Raw genomic sequence first — 18,105 nt, forward strand, 5'->3', positions numbered from 1 at the left:
GCAACAGGCACCTTCATGGACGCGACCAATGAGCGATTCCCAGCACACCCACCCCCACACCCACAAGCCGGGCGACGGCCACGAGCACAGTCATAAACTGCAGCCTGTGCATAAACATGCCCACGGCGGCGATGCCTGCTGCGGCTCGAACGTCGCAGCAGCGGCACCGGTGCATGCGCACGAAGAGGCCTGCTGCTCGTCGCAAGCTGCTACGCCGGCACGGGTGCAGCTGAGCGAAAAGACCAGTGCCGATGCCCGGTTGAGCAGTTTTCGCATCGAGGCGATGGACTGCCCGACCGAGCAGACGCTGATCCAGAACAAGCTCGGCAAACTCGCCGGCGTACAACAGCTGGAATTCAACCTGATCAACCGCGTGCTTGGCGTGACCCATAACCTGCCGAATACCGCGCCGATCACTGCGGCAATCTCGTCGCTGGGCATGCACGCCGAACCGCTGGAAGCGGGCGTCGAAGCCCCGGCCCCGGCGCCGCTGAAAAAACACTGGTGGCCCCTGGCGCTGTCCGGTGTCGGTGCGCTGGCGGCCGAAGTGATCCACTTCACCAACGCCGCGCCGACCTGGGTGGTGGCGATCATCGCGCTGATCTCGATCCTCAGCGGCGGCCTCGGCACCTACAAGAAGGGTTGGATCGCCCTGAAGAACCGCAACCTCAACATCAACGCGCTGATGAGCATCGCGGTGACCGGTGCGGTATTGATCGGGCAGTGGCCGGAAGCGGCGATGGTGATGTTTCTGTTCACGGTGGCCGAACTGATCGAGGCGCGCTCGCTGGATCGCGCGCGCAACGCCATCAGCGGTCTGATGCAGATGACGCCCGAGCAGGCCACGGTGCAGCAGGCCGACGGCAACTGGCTGGAACAGGAGGTTAAAAGCGTCGAACTCGGCGCCCGCGTGCGAGTAAAACCCGGTGAGCGCATCGCGCTGGACGGCGTGGTGGTCAGCGGCAGTTCGACCCTCGACCAGGCGCCGATCACCGGTGAAAGCCTGCCGGTGGAGAAAACCGTCGGCGACAAAGTCTTTGCCGGCACCATCAACCAGGCCGGTTCGCTGGAATACAGCGTGAGCGCGGCGGCGAACAATTCGACCCTGGCGCGCATCATCCATGCCGTCGAACAGGCCCAGGGCGCACGCGCACCGACTCAGCGCTTCGTCGACCAGTTCTCGAAAATCTACACTCCCGTGGTCTTTGCCTTGGCATTGGCCGTCGCCATCATCCCGCCGCTGTTCATGGGCGCGGTGTGGTTCGACTGGATCTACCGCGCGCTGGTGTTGCTGGTGGTCGCGTGCCCGTGTGCCTTGGTGATTTCCACCCCGGTAACCATCGTCAGCGGCCTCGCGGCAGCGGCGCGCAAAGGCATTCTGGTCAAGGGTGGCGTGTACCTGGAGGGCGGGTTCAAGCTCGATTACCTGGCGCTGGACAAGACCGGCACCCTCACTCACGGCAAACCGGTACAGACCGATTACCTGGCGCTGGATCCGACCGCCGACGCCACGGCCCCGGCGATAGCCGCTGCGCTGGCCGGGCGTTCCGATCACCCGGTATCGCTGGCCATCGCCACGGCGGCTGTGGATAAAAACCTCGCCACGCTCACTGTGGATAACTTCGCTGCGCTGGCCGGTCGTGGCGTCAAAGGTGAAATCAACGGCCAGACCTACCACTTGGGCAACCATCGTCTGGTCGAGGAGCTGGGCCTGTGTTCGCCGCAGCTGGAAGAAAAACTGTTTGCGCTGGAGAAACAGGGCAAGTCCGTGGTCCTGCTGCTCGACGGCTCCGGCCCGCTGGCGCTGTTCGCCGTGGCCGACACGGTCAAGGAAACCAGCCGTGAAGCGATCCGCCAGTTGCATGCACTCGGGGTGAAAACCCTGATGCTGACCGGCGACAACGTGCACACCGCCCAGGCGATTGCCGCGCAGGTCGGCATTGACCAGGCCAAGGGTGACTTGCTGCCGACCGACAAGCTGCAGGCGATCGAAGATCTGTATGCACAGGGGCGACGCGTGGGCATGGTCGGCGACGGCATCAACGATGCACCGGCCCTGGCCCGCGCCGAGATCGGTTTCGCCATGGCCGCGGCCGGTACCGACACCGCGATTGAAACCGCCGATGTCGCCCTGATGGACGACGATCTGCGCAAGATTCCCGCCTTCATCCGGCTGTCGCGCGATACCGCCGCTATCCTCAAGCAGAACATTGCCCTGGCCCTGGTGATCAAAGCGATCTTTCTTGCGGTAACCTTCGCCGGATTCGCCACCATGTGGATGGCGGTGTTCGCCGACATGGGCGTGAGCCTGCTAGTGGTGTTCAACGGGTTGCGCCTGCTGCGCAAGTAAACGATGAGGGATGGTTGTGCTGAGTGCCGAGCTGAAGGCGTTTTACATGGTGGCCCGCCTGGGCAGCATCACGTTGGCGGCGAAGAAGCTCGGCCTCAGCCAGCCGACCGTGACCACGCAGATCCGCAATCTGGAAAGCCAGTACTCGGTGGAGCTGTTCTACCGTGGCGGTCGGCGCCTGAGTGTCAGCGACGAGGGCGCGCGACTGCTGCCGATGGTCAAGGCGCTGTTGCAGCAGGAGGCCGACATCGAGTTCTTCCTGCGCAACAGCGGTCAGGTGCAGGGCACGTTGCGCATCGCTGCCACCGCGCCGTACTACATCCTCGATCTGGTGAAGACCTTTCGCGAACGTCTGCCGCAGGTCGAAGTCTCGGTGGAAATCGGCAACTCGCAGCAGGTACTCGAAGCGCTGGAGGATTACCGAGTGGATGTCGCGGCGTCGTCGCAGTTGCTCGATGATGCGCGGTTGATTCGCCGGGTGCTCGGCAGTGATCCGCTGGTGCTGGCGGTGCACCGCAATCATCCGCTGGCGGCGCACGAGCACGTGGCTTTGAGCGCGTTGGCCGGGCATACCTTGCTGATGCGGGAAAGCGGCTCGACCACCCGGCGGCTGACCGAGGAGTTGCTGGCCAGCGCCGGGGTCAGTTTCGGCCCGCTGCTGGAGATCGGCAGCCGTGAATCGATCCGTGAGGCGGTGCTGCGCAACATCGGCATCAGCATCATTGCCCGCCAGGAAGTGCCGCATGATCCGCAGTTGCGCGTGCTGACCATCGAGAACGCACCGCAGATTCCCGAATACCTCTACTGCCTCAAGGAACGCAAAAGTGCGCGGTTGCCGGCGGCGTTCCTCGGGTTGGCCCAGGAAATGTCCCCGGCCTGATTTCTTCAGTGCTCGTTCTGGCCTCATCGCTGGCAAGCCAGCTCCCACAAAGAGCTTCAGTGAACGCAGATTGTGTAAACACCAGAAATCCCTGTGGGAGCTGGCTTGCCAGCGATGAGGCCAGACCAGGCAACACATGACTTGAACCCTGAACCAAAATCCCCGAATACCACTATCGGCCGTTTTTGCCTCGTTGCCATATGACGGACGCATTACAACTCTAGGATGGGCCCCATCAGCTTGATGAGGCCTGTCCATGAATCCTGCAATCGCCACCGCCCTGACCAACCCCGGCGCACCGATGAAAGTGCGCAACGTGCAGAAGCGCTTCGGCGCCTTCACCGCCCTGGATAACGTCTCCCTCGATGTCGCGGCCGGTGAGCTGGTGTGTCTGCTCGGCCCGTCGGGCTGCGGCAAGACCACGTTGCTGCGCTGCATCGCCGGGCTGGAGAAGCAGGACAGCGGCGAGCTGTACCTCGGCGAACGCGACGTCTCGCACCTCGCCCCGCAGGCCCGCGATTACGGCATCCTGTTTCAGTCCTACGCGCTGTTTCCCAATCTGACGGTCGAAGCGAACATTGCCTACGGCCTCGCTGGCAGCGGTCGTGATGAAGTACGCCGTCGGGTCGGTCAGATGCTGGAACTGGTCGGCCTCAGCGGCAGTGAGAAAAAGTACCCCGGGCAATTGTCCGGCGGTCAGCAGCAACGGGTCGCACTGGCCCGGGCATTGGCACCGGCACCTTCGCTGTTGCTGCTCGACGAACCGATGTCGGCCCTCGATGCACGGGTTCGCGAGCATCTGTGCGGCGAACTGCGCCAGCTGCAGCGCAACCTCGGCATCACCACCCTGATGGTTACCCACAATCAGGACGAAGCCATGCTGATGGCCGACCGCATCGCCGTGATGAACAACGGCCGGGTCGAGCAGTACGCCACGCCGCAGGAAATCTATAACCGTCCGGCCACGCCGTTCGTGGCCGAATTCGTCGGCCAGGGCAACTGGCTGCCGTTCCAGCGCAGCAGCGCCAGTCATGCCCAGGTCGGCGGGATGAGCCTGCGCCTGGCCGAGGGCAGCGTGCCAGGTGCCTCGGGCCGGCTGTTCTGTCGCCCGGAAGCGATCAACGTCAACCCGCTGGTGCACGAGGAAAACCTCTTTCCGGCCCGGGTTCGCGAGATCACGTTCCTCGGCAATCGCTGCCGCATGAGCTTTGAACTCGAGCAGTTGCCGGGCCATTCGCTGCTCGCCGAACTGGCGCCGGAGGCGATGCCGCGCCTCGGCGCCCAACAGATCATGGTCGCGTTGCCGCCGCGCAGCCTGCAGGTGTTCGCCTGATGAACAGCAACCTCGCGCTGCCGCTACCGCACAAGCAGGTCCGGCAGACCTCCCGCGCCGAAATCGGCGACCGCATTTTTGTCCTCGGCGGCAAAGTCTTGTGGCTGGTGGTGCTGGGCGTGGCGGTGCTGCTGCCGTTGCTGGCGATCTTCTGGCGCGGCTTCAGCAGCGAGGCCGGGCAGGGCGGTGGCTGGCTTGCCGCGAAGGATCTGCTGAGCAGCGCCAACTTCCACTGGCTGCTGGGCAACAGCCTCAAGGTTTCGCTCAGTGTCGCGGCCATCGTCGTACCGCTGGCCTATCTGTTTGCCTACGCCCTGCAACGCACGCTGATTCCGGCCAAGGGCCTGTGGCGCGGGATTTCCCTGTTGCCGCTGATGGCGCCGTCGATGCTGCCGGGGATCGCGCTGGTCTATCTGTTCGGCAATCAGGGCCTGTTGCGCGGGCTGCTGTCGGACAACATCTACGGTTTCTGGGGGATTGTTCTGGGTGAGGTGATCTACACCTTCCCACACGCCTTGATGATTTTGCTGTCGGCCCTGTCGCTGGCCGATGCACGACTGTTCGACGCTGCGTCGAGCATGGGCGCCAGTCCGGCCAAGGCGTTTCGCAGCATTACCTGGCCGGCCACACGCCATGCCGTGTTCGCCGCGTTCTGTCTGGTGTTTACCCTGACCATCACCGATTTCGGTGTGCCGGTGGTGGTCGGTGGCGACTATCAGGTGCTGGCGCTGGAAGCCTACAAAGCCGTGGTCGGCCAGCAGCAATTCGGTCGCGGTGCATTGATCGGCATGGTGCTGTTGCTGCCGGCACTGTTCAGTTTCGGTGTGGATGCGTGGCTGCGTCGCCGTCATGGCGATTCCATGAGCGGCCGGGCCCAGGTGTTCAAACCGCTGCCGTCAGCGCTGCGCGATGCCTGTTACCTGGCGGTGGTCCTGCTGATCAGCGCCGCGCTGTTGCTGGTGTTCGGCATGGCGGTGTTCTCCTCGCTGGTGAAGTTCTGGCCGTACAACCTGTCGCTGTCGCTCAATCACTACCAGTTCAACGAAACCGCCGGCGGTGGCTGGCTGGCCTATGGCAACAGCCTGAAGATGGCCGTCGGCACCGCGCTGATCGGCAGTGTGCTGATTTTCACCGGCGCCTACCTGATGGAGAAAACCCGCACGCAACGCGGCCTCAATCTGACCCTGCGCATGCTCAGTTTCATCCCGATGGCAGTGCCGGGGCTGGTGCTCGGCCTGGGTTACGTCTTCTTCTTCAACCTCACCGGCAACCCGCTGCACGTGTTGTACGGGACGATGACCCTGCTGATCGTCTGCACCATCGCGCACTATCTGACCACCGCGCAGATGACGGCCACCACCGCCCTGCGCCAGCTCGACGCCGAGTTCGAAGCCGCCGCGCTGTCGCTCAAGGCGCCGTTGTACCGGCATTACCTGCGCGTCACCGTGCCGATCTGCCTGCCGGCGCTGCTGGACATCGTGCGCTACCTGTTCGTCTCGGCGATGACCACCGTGTCGGCGGCGATCTTCCTCTACAGCCCCGACACCATCCTCGCGGCAGTCGCCGTGCTGAACATGGACGACGCCGGCAACGTCGGCGGCGCGGCAGCGATGTCGACCCTGATTCTGTTCACCTCGGCAGGCGTGTCCGTGCTGCTGGCGTGGGCCTCGCGCGGCTTGCTGCGCCGTTCCCAGGCCTGGCGGCAAACCGCGCCCGGTCACTGATTGACGACTTACCCCTAGCGCCTCAACTCACCTACAGGAAAACGATCATGTTCAAGCCTATGGCCCTGGCCGCTGCTGTGCTCGCTACTTTCAGCCTGAATGCCTTCGCGGCGAAAACCGAGTTGACGGTGTACACCGCCCTCGAAGCCGAGCAACTGACCGCCTACAAGGCCGCATTCGAGAAGGCCAACCCGGACGTCGAAATCAAGTGGGTACGCGATTCCACCGGGATCATCACCGCCAAGCTGCTGGCCGAGAAGGCGCGTCCGCAGGCTGATGCAGTCTGGGGGCTGGCGGCTTCGAGCCTGGCGATCCTCGACCAGCAAGGCATGCTGCAAAGCTACGCGCCGAAGGATCTGGGCAAGATCGGCGCCAACTACCGCGACGCCGCCAACCCGCCAGCCTGGGTCGGCATGGACGTGTGGGCCGCCACCATCTGCTTCAACACCGTCGAAGCCGAGAAGCAGGGCCTGAGCAAACCCGTCAGCTGGCAAGACCTGACCAAGCCTGAGTACAAGGGCAAGATCGTCATGCCCAACCCGGCTTCGTCCGGCACCGGTTTCCTCGACGTCAGCGCCTGGCTGCAAACCTTCGGCGAGAAGCAGGGCTGGGCCTACATGGACGGTCTGCACCAGAACATCGGCCAGTACGTTCACTCCGGTTCCAAACCGTGCAAACTGGCGGCGGCCGGTGAGTTCCCGATCGGCATTTCCTTCGAATACCCGGCCGTGCAGCTCAAGCGCCAGGGCGCGCCGCTCGACATCATCCTGCCGAAGGAGGGCCTGGGCTGGGAGATCGAAGCGACTGCGGTGATCAAGGGCACCCCGCACGAAGACGCGGCGAAGAAACTCGCCGACTTCTCCGCCAGCGCCGAGGCGATGGACCTGTACAAGGAAAACTTCGCGGTTCTCGCCCAGCCGGGCATCGCCAAGCCGCAGACCGAACTGCCGGCCGACTACGAGCAGCGCCTGATCAAGAACGACTTTGCCTGGGCCTCGAAGAACCGCGACGAGATCCTCAGCGAATGGCGCAAGCGCTATGACGGCAAGTCCGAGAAAGTCGCTGCCAAGTAAGATCTTTATCGACTGACAGGGCCCCTTCGCGAGCAGGCTCGCTCCCACATAGGATCGTGTTCAACGCACAACTCTCTGTGGGGGCCGACACACTGGATCTTCTGTGAACACGAATGCTGTGGACACAAAAAATCCCCTGTGGGAGCGAGCCTGCTCGCGAAAGCGGCCTCTCATTCAGAGCACTTCCAAATGACACACCACAAAGACCTGCTGATCGTCGGCGCCGGCATCCTCGGCCTGTCCCACGCCTACGCCGCCGCCAGACGCGGCCTCAAGGTCAGCGTATTCGAGCGCAGCGCCACGCCACTCGGCGCCTCGGTGCGCAACTTCGGCCAGGCGCTGGTCACCGGCCAGCCGCCAGGCCCGATGCTCGAACTGGCCAAGGCCAGCCGCGACATCTGGGGCGACTGGGCACGACTCGCCGGCCTGCAGCTCAAGCGCAACGGCTCGTACCTGTTCGCCCGCACGGAAGCCGAAGAACACCTGCTGGAAGCCTTCTGCAACGGCCGCGCCGTGGAACACGGTTACAACATCCAGCTGCTGCGCGGCGGCGCATTGCGCGATCTGTATCACGGTCAGTTCAGCCACCACCGCGCGGCATTGCACGGCATGGACGATCAACAGTTGTACTCGCGCGAAGCGATTCCGGCGCTGATCGACTATCTGCGCCGCGACCTGGGTGTCGAGTTTCACTTTTCGACGCTGGTGCGCGATGTCGAGCCGGGGCGTCTGCACAGCACCGCCGGTCGTTTCACGGCGAAGCAGATCATCGTCTGCTCCGGCCACGACTATCAGACGTTGCTGGCCGAGCCGATTGCTGCGCTCGAACCGCAGATCTGCCGCCTGCAAATGCTCCGTGCTAAACCGCAGATCGAGCTGAATCTGCAGCACGCGTTGCTCACCGGTTTGAGCTGCGTGCACTACGGCGCCTTCGCCGATTTGCCGCAAGCCGCAGCGGTGCAGGCGCAGATCCTGCGCGAGCAGCCGCACCTGCACGACAACGGCATTCACCTGCTGATCAGCCCGACGCCGTATGGCGAGCTGATCATCGGCGATTCGCACCATTACGGCAGTGATCCGTCGCCGTTCAACGCCGAGCAGGTCGACACCTGGATGCTCGAGCTGGCCGAGCACACGCTGGGCTGCAAGGTGCAGGTGGTCGAGCGCTGGCAGGGTGTCTATGGATCGCGCGGGCCCGGGCCGTTTTCCTGGCTGCAACCGGCGCCGGGACTGAGCGTGGCGCTGATGCACACCGGGGTCGGCATGAGTGTCGGCCCGGCCATGGCCGAGCGCAATGTCGCGCAGCTTTTTGGAGAGAACCGATGGTGAGTCAGGAGCAAGTCATCGAGCGGGTGTTCGGCCTGTATGAGCGCTTCGGTGCCAGCGATTACATCGGCGAGCCGGTGTCGCAGATCGAGCACATGTCGCAGGCGGCCGAGCTGGCCATGGCCGAGGGCTTCGACGACGAAGTGGTGCTCGCCGCGTTTTTCCACGACATCGGCCATTTGTGTGCCGAGGGTGCGCAGAACATGGGCGGTTATGGCGTGGTCAGCCATGAACGCCTGGGCGCGGATTACCTGCGCCAGGCCGGCTTCAGTGAACGCCTGGCGCGTCTGGTGGAATACCACGTCCAGGCCAAGCGCTACCTGACACTCAGGCAGCCGGGGTACTTCGAGCGTTTGAGCGAAGCGAGCCGACGCACCCTGGATTATCAGGGCGGGGTGATGAGCGCCGCCGAGGCCGAGGCGTTCGAACAGGATCCTTTGTGCGCGGTGAGCCTGCGCATGCGTCATTGGGACGAGCAGGCGAAGCAAATGGCCGTGCCGCTGATCGATCTGCAACGGTTGAAGCAAAAGGCCCTCGATTTGCTTTCCCGCGAAGCCTGCTGAGCGTTCCTACGTCCTTCGCCGAAAACGCGCATGGCGCGCGCCGCCCGCCGCGATCCAGACTGGGTTTTTGCCGAAGGAGTGCAGGGATGCGCTATTTACAGGTGATTGCCCAGGATCGACTGGGCACCGGCGTAGCGGACAGCGTGCAGCTGCGTTTTCATCAGGGCGACCAGATGTGGCGCACCGCCACGGCGCGGGAGGAGGCGCAGCTGCGCAGTTTCAGCAAGACCTATTTGAAATGCGCCTGGTTCAACGCCGCAGGCAGCGAGGCCCGGCATCTACGAATGTTTTCGCTGAATCCGCGCGGCGACGGAACGCCGGAGTCGGTCAGGCTGCATTTCCACGAGGGCGACACCATCGCCTACAAAGCCGCCGTGCATGATCTGGACAACGATGGCGGCTTCGAGGTGATTCTGGTTTCGGACATCGACAACGACGGCCGGGCCAACCGCACGGATCGCAGTCGCGTCACGGCGCTGGTCAAACAGTTCCTCAAGCTCGGCTGGCGCTAGAGTTCCAGCACCGTGGCCACCAACGCCTCGATCTGCTCCTGACGCTGGGCCTGGCTCAGCTTCGGCTGCGGGTTGAGCGACGACCATTGCGGGTGGGCACGGGCGATGTGCAGGGCCTCGGGCAGCTTGCCTTCGCGCCAGGTCTTGTCCTGCGGGGTGGCGAGCACAATGCTCTGCAGTGCCGCATGGCCGCGGGCGTTGAGCGCCCGCAGCAGTTGCCGCTGACGCAGCGCCAGCAGGCGCAACACGTTGTCGTCGACGGTCAGTTCGCGTTGCCCCTTGAGCTTGCCGAGCAGGCGATTGCCATAACTGCGTGCGGTTTGCAGGGCGCCGCCGGCAATCGCCCCGGCCAGTGCTGCCGCGCCGAGGGTGATGCCGCCCACCAGCAGATCCACCCCGGCCCCGGCCGCTGCACCGGCAGCGATGCCACCGCCGACGCGCACGCCGAGTTGCTTGAGGGTTTCCGGGTTGAACAGGTCGTCGCCCCAGCGCCCGTCGAGCAGGGGCAAATCGCTGGCGGCGGCGTCCTGTGGGCGAAAGGCGTAGAGCTTGAGCAGCGCCTCGACGCAGCGTTGCTCACGCTGGCGCACCGCTTGGCGCAAGGCGCTGATCGCCTGTCGCTCCTGCTCGGCGTCACTGACCACACTGCGCCGACAGGCCGCGCAGTCGATCAGCAACTCGGCAATCAGCCGCGCGGCACTCTGCTCGCGGGCCAGGCGCTGGGCCTGTTGATCGGCGATCAACCGCTCCAGTTGCGGCCGGGCATTTTCCAGCAGCAGGGCCAGGCTCTCGTACAGCCGTCGTTCGCCATCCTCGGGCGGCGCGACGCTGTCGAACCGCACCAGCGCATGCAGGCCAAGCCGCGCCAGCGCCTCACGCCAGTCCGGCTCGCGGTGGTTGGCGCTGCTGACGAAATTCAGCACCGGCAGCAGCGGTTTGCCGCAACTGGCCAGCACTTCCAGTTCATCGCGGTACTTGGCCAGTACCGGTTCCCGCGCGTCGATCACATACAGGCCGGCGTCGGAGTCGAGCAATTGACGCAGCACCTTGGCTTCCTGTTCGAAGCGCTGGCGCGCCTCGCTGCCGTCAAGGAAACGCGCCAACCGCGCCGGGCCGTCCAGGCGTTCGCCGGGGCGTTCGAGGCGCTCGAGGAAATCCAGCAGGGCAATGGCGTCTTCCAGGCCCGGCGTGTCGTAGAGATCCAGTAACGGCTCGCCGTCCACCGACAGCCGCGCACCTTCGACATGGCGCGTGGTGCTCGGCCGATGGGACACTTCGCCGAAGCCGACGTCGCGGGTCAGGGTGCGCAGCAACGAGGTCTTGCCGACGTTGGTGTGGCCGACCACCGCCAGTTTCAGCGGTGCTTTCCAGGCTTCAGTCATGACCGCTCTCCAGCCAGTTCAACGGCGCGCAATCGGCGAAGGGCAGTTCCAGCTGTTGCAGCGCCAAGTGCCAGTCGCCGAGGCGCGCGGCGTCCAGCGCTTGCCCGGCGGGCGCCTGCAGCAGCCAGACGCGGGTGGCCGCGGCATTGCGCGCCAGTTCGGCGATCAGCGCGAGGCTGCCGCGATCCGGCGAGCGCCGTGGATCGCAGGCGATGGCCAGGCGCGCAGGGGGAAAGCGGCTGAGTTGTTCGAGCAGTTTGTTGCGCGATTCACGACTGTCGAGGATGCCGGCGTTGCTGACGTTTTTCGGCAGCGCTGGTGGCCATGCGTGTTGATCGTCGAGTTCGATGGCCACGAGCAACGCGCCCTCGCTGGCGTGTTCGCCCACGGCGCTTTCGACGCGGTGCAATTGCGCAGGCTCGGGGTCGGTCACGCCCAGGCGTTCGCTGGTCGGCATCAGGCGTTCGCGCAGTTGCGCGTAGCCGGGCAGGTTCAGGTCCAGGCGCAACGCCGCTTTGCCGCTGTTCCAGCGCCAGAAGCACACCAGCGCCAGCAGCAGGCGCGGCAGCACGCCGTACACCACCAGCACGCCGACCAGCCAGGTGGCCCAGGTCTGGCGCGCACTTTCGATGTTCAGCGCGGTGTCGCCGCTGGCGCGGATCATCTCCGCGGTCGGTACGTTGAAGCCGAGCAGCGCCGGCAAGGCGCCGAGGGCCTGGGTCATGGTGATGAAGGTGTCGGCACCGAGGATCGTGGTTTCCCAGACGAAGCCGTAGCGCCGGGTCGCCATCAGCATCAGCAGCACCAGCAACGCGCTGAGCATGGCCAGCAGCCACAGGCCATTGACCAGCGTGCCGAGCGCCCAGCGATTGAGTTTCTTGCCTTGCAGCATCAAGAGCAGGGCCGGCGCCAGTTGCGCCGCCTTGGCGTCGCGGGCGAGTTTCTCGCTGAGCCACAGCCAGAGACGGCCGAGGGTGGCACCCTGTTCGCCGGCGAAGAGCAGCCCCAGCGCCCAGCTCAGCAGCAGAATCAGATTCAGCCCGAGCAGACTGCCCAGGGCCCAGAACACATTGACCGGGGCCTGGCCCAGTGCGGCGCAGGCCAGGCCGGCGCCGCTCACCAGCGCGAGGATCACCAGCAGCACCAGCGCCAGGCGTGCGCCTTGCAGCCAGTGCTGCAGTGCGGCGCGCAACCCATCCCGTTCGGCCAGCCACAGCGCCCGGCGTTGAATACGGCCGGGCAGATCGCCGCCAGCGGCGCGGGCCAGACGGTTGGCTTCCAGATCGTCCAGCGGGCCGGCGTGTTCTTCGCGCAGGCGCACGGTTTCGGTCAGCCAGAGGTTTTGCAGTGGAGTCAGTTCAGTCACGCGGCATCCCGTTGCTTGATTGAGCCGTGAGCATAACCGCTGTGGCGCTTATCGGGTCAAGCGAGGCTCTGGTATCCTCGCCGGCATGACTAAATCACTCCCCTTAAGCCTGATCGCAGCCCTCGGTGAAAACCGCGTGATCGGCGTCGACAACAGCATGCCCTGGCACCTGCCGGGGGATTTCAAATACTTCAAGGCCACGACCCTCGGCAAGCCGATCATCATGGGCCGCAAGACCTGGGATTCGCTCGGTCGTCCGCTGCCCGGGCGTCTGAACATCGTGGTCAGCCGTCAGGCCGACCTGGTGCTGGAGGGCGCGGAAGTCTATCCGTCGCTGGAGGCGGCCGTGGTCCGCGCCGAGGAATGGGCGCAGGCGCAGGGCGTCGATGAGGTCATGCTGATTGGCGGCGCGCAGCTGTATGCGCAGGGGCTGGCGCAGGCGGATCGTCTGTACCTGACTCGCGTGGCGTTGAGCCCGGAAGGCGATGCGTGTTTTCCGCCGTTCGATTCGACTCAGTGGAAGCGGGTGTCGAACCTGCCGAATCCGGCCGAGGGCGACAAACCGGCGTACAACTTCGAAGTCTGGGAGCGGGTCTAGCTCGATCGTTCCCACGCAGCAGCGTGGGAACGATCAGCGATATGGGAGCGAGCCTGCTCGCGAAGAGATTCGCTCAGGCGCTGCAAAGCTTAGGCCTGAGCCAGCTGCGCATGCTCATCGGCCTCCAGCAGCGCCTTGTCGGTCTGCTGCATCGCCTGGCTGGTGATCGCACCGGCAGTGATCGAACCACTCACGTTCAACGCCGTACGACCCATGTCGATCAGCGGCTCGACGGAAATCAGCAACGCCACCAGAGACACCGGCAAGCCCATTGCCGGCAGCACGATCAGCGCGGCAAATGTCGCGCCACCCCCCACGCCGGCCACACCGGCCGAACTCAGGGTCACAATCGCCACCAGTGTCGCGATCCACAGCGGATCCAGCGGGTTGATGCCCACGGTCGGCGCAACCATCACCGCCAACATTGCCGGGTACAGGCCGGCGCAACCGTTCTGGCCGATGGTCGCGCCGAACGAGGCGGCGAAGCTGGCAATCGACTGCGGAATGCCCAGGCGTCGGGTCTGCGCCTCGATGCTCAGCGGAATGCTCGCCGCGCTGGAGCGGCTGGTGAAGGCGAAGGTCAGCACCGGCCAGATCTTGCGGAAGAAGCGCAGCGGATTGATCCCGGCCGCCGATACCAGCAGGCCGTGCACCACGAACATCAGGCCCAGGCCGAGGTACGAGACCACGACGAAACTGCCGAGCTTGATGATGTCCTGCAGGTTGGAACCGGCCACCACTTTGCTCATCAGCGCCAGCACACCGTACGGGGTCAGCTTCATCACCAGACGCACCAGGCGCATGACCCAGGCTTGCAGGGTGTCGATGGCGTTGATCACTTTCTGACCTTTCTCGACGTCATCCTTGAGCAGTTGCAGCGCCGCGATACCGAGGAACGCCGCGAAGATCACCACGCTGATGATCGAGGTCGGCTTGGCACGGGCCAGGTCGGCGAACGGGTTCTGCGGAATGAACGACAGCAACAGTTGCGGCACGTTGAGGTCGGCGACCTTGCCGGCGTAATCGTTCTGGATGGTCTGCAGGCGCGCCATTTCCTGGGTGCCGGCGACCAGGCCTTCGGCGGTGAGGCCGAACAGGTTGGTCAGGCCGATGCCGATCAGCGCCGCAATCGCGGTGGTGAACAGCAGTGTGCCGATGGTCAGGAAACTGATCTTGCCCAGCGACGAGGCGTTGTGCAGACGGGCCACGGCGCTGAGGATCGATGCGAAGACCAGTGGGATGACGATCATTTGCAGCAGCTGCACGTAGCCGTTGCCGACCAGATCGAACCAGCCGATCGAGGCCTTGAGGACCGGGTTGCCGGCACCGTAGACGGTGTGCAGGGCAACGCCGAATGCCACGCCGAGCACCAGCGCGAGCAGGACTTTTTTCGCCAGGCTCCACGAGGTATGGCGGGTTTGTGCCAGACCGAACAGCAGGGCGAGGAATACCAGCAGATTGAGGATCAGCGGCAGATTCATGAGATCTCCAGGAAAGACTTTGCCAACAGCCTTCCGGGGCTGCTGCGAACCGGCAAGCCTAACAGCTTGATTTGCAATGATTTAATACCGAAATCGCAGGGCGTCCGTCGTTTTTGGAATAAGCGCATGTCGTTCTCGGGGATGCAGCTGGCGCAATGTGGACGCACGCGGTCGCTGACAGACGGGAACTGTCACACATATTTGTTAGCGTCGAGACTTTCAATCCGGGGAGAAGGCGTCGATGAAATTCGCACCGAAATGTTTGGCCGCAGCACTGTGTCTGGGCCTGGCGGGCCAGGTTTTCGCCACTGACCTGAAACACTGGCCGGCCGATCAGGCCAAAGCCCTGGACGCGATGATCGCGGCCAACGCCAACAAGGGTAACTACGCGGTGTTCGACATGGACAACACCAGTTACCGCTATGACCTCGAAGAGTCGCTGCTGCCGTTCATGGAGAACAAGGGCCTGATTACCCGCGACAAACTCGATCCCTCGCTGAAACTGATGCCGTTCAAGGACACCGCCGACCACAAGGAAAGCCTGTTCAGCTACTACTACCGCCTCTGCGAAGTCGATGACATGGTCTGCTACCCGTGGGTGGCGCAGGTGTTCTCCGGCTTCACGCTCAAGGAGCTCAAGGGCTACGTCGATGAGTTGATGGCCTCGGGCAAACCGGTGCCGGCGACTTATTACGAAGGCGACGTGGTGAAGAACCTCGACGTACAGCCGCCGAAAGTCTTCACCGGCCAGGCCGAGTTGTACAACAAGCTGATGGAGAACGGCATCGAGGTCTACGTGATGACCGCCGCCTCCGAGGAACTGGTGCGCATGGTCGCCGCCGATCCGAAGTACGGCTACAACGTCAAACCGCAGAACGTGATCGGCGTGACGACGTTGCTGAAGAACCGCGAAACCGGCGAGCTGACCACCGCGCGCAAGCAGATCAGCGCCGGCAAGTATGACGAGAAGGCCAACCTTGGCCTCGAACTGACGCCGTACCTGTGGACCCCGGCGACCTGGATGGCCGGCAAGCACGCCGCGATCCTGACCTACATCGACGAGTGGAAAAAACCGGTGCTGGTCGGTGGCGACACCCCGAGCAGCGACGGCTATATGTTGTTCCACGATGTCGACGTGGCGAAGGGCGGCATCCACCTGTGGGTCAACCGCAAGGACAAGTACATGACCCAGCTCAACGGCATGATGGCCAAGCACGCCGCGGCGCAGGCCAAGGAAGGGCTGCCGGTGACGGCGGACAAGAACTGGGTGATCGTCAAACCCGAGGAAATTCAGTAAGACCGTGTCGCTCCCATCGCTGCACGCCAGTTCCCACAGTGTCCAAGGTGAAAACACCTTAAATCCCTGTGGGAGCTGGCTTGCCAGCGATGGGGCCCCATGCTCACCCATTGATTCGATCAGGCAAAAAAATGCCCCGCACTTGGCGGGGCATTTTTATTCGACGGCTAAAACCTACAGCCCGTCGAGCATTGCCTTGTTGCGTACCGCGCCCTTGTCGGCGCTGGTCGCCAGCAGGGCGTAGGCCTTGAGTGCGGTGGTGACTTTGCGTGGACGCTGCTCGACCGGTTTCCAGCCTTTCTTGTCCTGCTCGACCCGGCGCGCGGCCAGTTCTTCGTCGCTGATCAACAGGTTGATCGAACGGTTCGGAATGTCGATCAGCACCTTGTCGCCATCCTGCACCAGACCGATCGCGCCGCCGGCCGCTGCCTCTGGAGAGGCGTGACCGATGGACAGGCCGGACGTGCCGCCGGAGAAACGCCCGTCGGTGAGCAGCGCACAGGCTTTGCCCAGGCCCTTGGACTTGAGGTACGAGGTCGGGTAGAGCATTTCCTGCATGCCCGGGCCGCCTTTCGGGCCTTCGTAGCGAATGATGACGATGTCGCCTTCCTTCACTTCGTCGGCGAGGATGCCGCGCACCGCGCTGTCCTGGCTTTCGAAGATCTTCGCATTGCCTTCGAAGACGTGAATCGACTCGTCGACCCCGGCGGTTTTCACCACGCAGCCATCGAGAGCGATGTTGCCGTACAGCACGGCGAGGCCGCCTTCTTTCGAATAGGCGTGCTCGAAGCTGCGGATGCAGCCGTTTTCACGGTCGTCGTCGAGGGTTTCCCAGCGGGTCGACTGGCTGAACGCGGTCTGCGTCGGGATGCCGGCCGGACCGGCCTTGAAGAAGTGATGCACGGCTTCGTCATCGGTCTGGGTGATGTCCCACTTGGCGATGGCTTCTTCCATGCTGCGGCTGTGCACGGTCGGCAGGTCGGTGTGCAGCAGGCCGCCACGGGCCAGCGAACCGAGGATGCTGAAGATGCCGCCGGCGCGGTGCACGTCTTCCATGTGGTACTTCTGGATGTTCGGCGCGACCTTGCACAGTTGCGGCACCTTGCGCGACAGACGATCAATGTCACGCAGGTCGAAATCGATCTCCGCCTCCTGGGCGGCGGCCAGCAAGTGCAGGATGGTGTTGGTCGAGCCGCCCATGGCGATGTCGAGCATCATGGCGTTTTCGAACGCCTTGAAGTTGGCGATGTTGCGCGGCAGCACCGATTCGTCGTTCTCGCCGTAATAACGCTTGCACAGCTCGACGATGGTGCGGCCGGCCTGCAGGAACAGCTGCTCGCGGTCGCTGTGGGTGGCCAGGGTCGAACCGTTGCCCGGCAAGGCCAGGCCGAGGGCTTCGGTCAGGCAGTTCATCGAGTTGGCGGTGAACATGCCGGAGCACGAACCGCAGGTCGGGCAGGCGCTGCGCTCGTACTCGGCAACCTTCTCGTCAGAAGCGCTGGAGTCGGCGGCGATGACCATGGCATCGACCAAATCGAGGCCGTGGCTGGCCAGTTTGGTCTTGCCGGCTTCCATCGGGCCGCCGGAAACGAAGATCACCGGAATGTTCAGGCGCAGGGCGGCCATCAGCATGCCCGGAGTGATCTTGTCGCAGTTGGAGATACAGACGATGGCGTCGGCGCAGTGGGCGTTGACCATGTATTCGACGGAGTCGGCGATGATCTCGCGGCTCGGCAGCGAATAGAGCATGCCGTCGTGGCCCATGGCGATGCCGTCGTCGACAGCGATGGTGTTGAATTCCTTGGCCACGCCACCGGCGCGTTCGATCTCGCGGGCCACCAACTGGCCGAGGTCCTTGAGGTGCACGTGGCCCGGCACGAACTGGGTAAAGGAGTTGGCAATGGCGATGATCGGCTTCTTGAAGTCGTCATCCTTCATCCCGGTGGCGCGCCACAGTGCGCGGGCGCCGGCCATGTTGCGGCCGTGGGTGGATGTTTTCGAACGGTAATCAGGCATTGGAGCACTCCGGGCGGCTAATCAGGTATCAAAAGGGAAGTGAGCTTCTATTGACGTCTGGAACACTCAGAAATGGCCGTGTGTCCGGATGTTGCCGATGGCGTTGCGGGATCGCCGCTAGCCTCAGCCTGAGCTCATAAACCCGCCGGGGATGAATGGCGATGAATCTGGCGATTCTACACCGCTGGCGTCAGGAGGGAATGG

The 18,105-nt window shown here is 64.0% G+C and carries 14 protein-coding genes; 10 read left to right on the plus strand and 4 right to left on the minus strand.

Annotation, left to right across the window (positions count from 1 at the left end; translation table 11 throughout):
* Positions 1 to 28: 28 nt before the first annotated feature.
* The 8 genes from QRN70_RS17070 (at position 29) to QRN70_RS17105 (ending at position 9,761) form a co-directional block, all read left to right on the plus strand.
* Complete coding sequence (locus QRN70_RS17070) at positions 29 to 2,350, plus strand: heavy metal translocating P-type ATPase (RefSeq protein ID WP_285419124.1); 2,322 nt, start codon at positions 29 to 31, stop codon at positions 2,348 to 2,350.
* Positions 2,351 to 2,366: 16 nt separating this feature from the next.
* Positions 2,367 to 3,230, plus strand: a complete 864-nt coding sequence (locus QRN70_RS17075; RefSeq protein WP_285419369.1) for a LysR family transcriptional regulator — start codon at positions 2,367 to 2,369, stop codon at positions 3,228 to 3,230.
* A gap of 256 nt (positions 3,231 to 3,486) precedes the next feature.
* The gene (locus QRN70_RS17080; protein ID WP_285419125.1) at positions 3,487 to 4,563 is read left to right on the plus strand and encodes a putative 2-aminoethylphosphonate ABC transporter ATP-binding protein; all 1,077 of its coding nucleotides are present in this window, start codon (positions 3,487 to 3,489) and stop codon (positions 4,561 to 4,563) included.
* A complete protein-coding gene (locus QRN70_RS17085) occupies positions 4,563 to 6,287 on the plus strand; it encodes a putative 2-aminoethylphosphonate ABC transporter permease subunit (RefSeq protein WP_285419126.1) in 1,725 nt (574 codons plus the stop codon). Before QRN70_RS17080 ends, QRN70_RS17085 begins: the two co-directional genes overlap by 1 nt.
* Before the next feature lie 47 nt (positions 6,288 to 6,334).
* Positions 6,335 to 7,360 (plus strand): putative 2-aminoethylphosphonate ABC transporter substrate-binding protein, encoded by a 1,026-nt coding sequence (locus QRN70_RS17090; RefSeq protein WP_285419127.1) that lies wholly within the window; start codon positions 6,335 to 6,337, stop codon positions 7,358 to 7,360.
* 189 nt (positions 7,361 to 7,549) lie between these two features.
* On the plus strand, positions 7,550 to 8,689 hold the full coding sequence (locus QRN70_RS17095) for a TIGR03364 family FAD-dependent oxidoreductase (RefSeq protein ID WP_285419128.1): 1,140 nt from the start codon (positions 7,550 to 7,552) through the stop codon (positions 8,687 to 8,689).
* On the plus strand, positions 8,683 to 9,249 hold the full coding sequence (locus QRN70_RS17100) for a phosphonate degradation HD-domain oxygenase (protein WP_285419129.1): 567 nt from the start codon (positions 8,683 to 8,685) through the stop codon (positions 9,247 to 9,249). The genes QRN70_RS17095 and QRN70_RS17100 overlap by 7 nt, the downstream gene beginning before the upstream one ends.
* An 86-nt stretch (positions 9,250 to 9,335) precedes the next feature.
* A complete protein-coding gene (locus tag QRN70_RS17105) occupies positions 9,336 to 9,761 on the plus strand; it encodes a hypothetical protein (protein ID WP_285419130.1) in 426 nt (141 codons plus the stop codon).
* Here QRN70_RS17105 and QRN70_RS17110 read toward each other — a convergent pair.
* Positions 9,758 to 11,143: a GTPase/DUF3482 domain-containing protein gene (locus QRN70_RS17110; RefSeq protein WP_285419131.1), complete on the minus strand. Its 1,386-nt coding sequence runs from the start codon at positions 11,141 to 11,143 to the stop codon at positions 9,758 to 9,760. The two genes, QRN70_RS17105 and QRN70_RS17110, sit on opposite strands and share 4 nt — an antisense overlap.
* Complete coding sequence (locus QRN70_RS17115) at positions 11,136 to 12,509, minus strand: DUF2868 domain-containing protein (protein WP_285419132.1); 1,374 nt, start codon at positions 12,507 to 12,509, stop codon at positions 11,136 to 11,138. The genes QRN70_RS17110 and QRN70_RS17115 overlap by 8 nt, the downstream gene beginning before the upstream one ends.
* An 85-nt stretch (positions 12,510 to 12,594) precedes the next feature.
* Between QRN70_RS17115 and QRN70_RS17120 the strand changes: the two genes are divergently transcribed.
* A complete protein-coding gene (locus QRN70_RS17120; RefSeq protein WP_285419133.1) occupies positions 12,595 to 13,107 on the plus strand; it encodes a dihydrofolate reductase in 513 nt (170 codons plus the stop codon).
* A gap of 89 nt (positions 13,108 to 13,196) precedes the next feature.
* On the opposite strand, the gene QRN70_RS17125 is transcribed toward QRN70_RS17120, so the two are convergent.
* Entirely contained in the window at positions 13,197 to 14,588 is a 1,392-nt protein-coding gene (locus QRN70_RS17125) for an L-cystine transporter (protein WP_285419134.1), read from the minus strand.
* 241 nt (positions 14,589 to 14,829) lie between these two features.
* On the opposite strand from QRN70_RS17125, the gene QRN70_RS17130 reads away from it, so the two are divergent.
* The gene (locus tag QRN70_RS17130) at positions 14,830 to 15,885 is read left to right on the plus strand and encodes an HAD family hydrolase (protein WP_285419135.1); all 1,056 of its coding nucleotides are present in this window, start codon (positions 14,830 to 14,832) and stop codon (positions 15,883 to 15,885) included.
* A gap of 174 nt (positions 15,886 to 16,059) precedes the next feature.
* Here QRN70_RS17130 and ilvD read toward each other — a convergent pair whose 3' ends face one another.
* Entirely contained in the window at positions 16,060 to 17,901 is a 1,842-nt protein-coding gene (gene ilvD / locus QRN70_RS17135) for a dihydroxy-acid dehydratase (RefSeq protein ID WP_011336405.1), read from the minus strand.
* Positions 17,902 to 18,105: the final 204 nt, after the last annotated feature.

Origin of the sequence: Pseudomonas sp. efr-133-TYG-5, from assembly GCF_030209175.1 — a bacterium.
In the GTDB taxonomy this organism is placed as follows: domain Bacteria; phylum Pseudomonadota; class Gammaproteobacteria; order Pseudomonadales; family Pseudomonadaceae; genus Aquipseudomonas.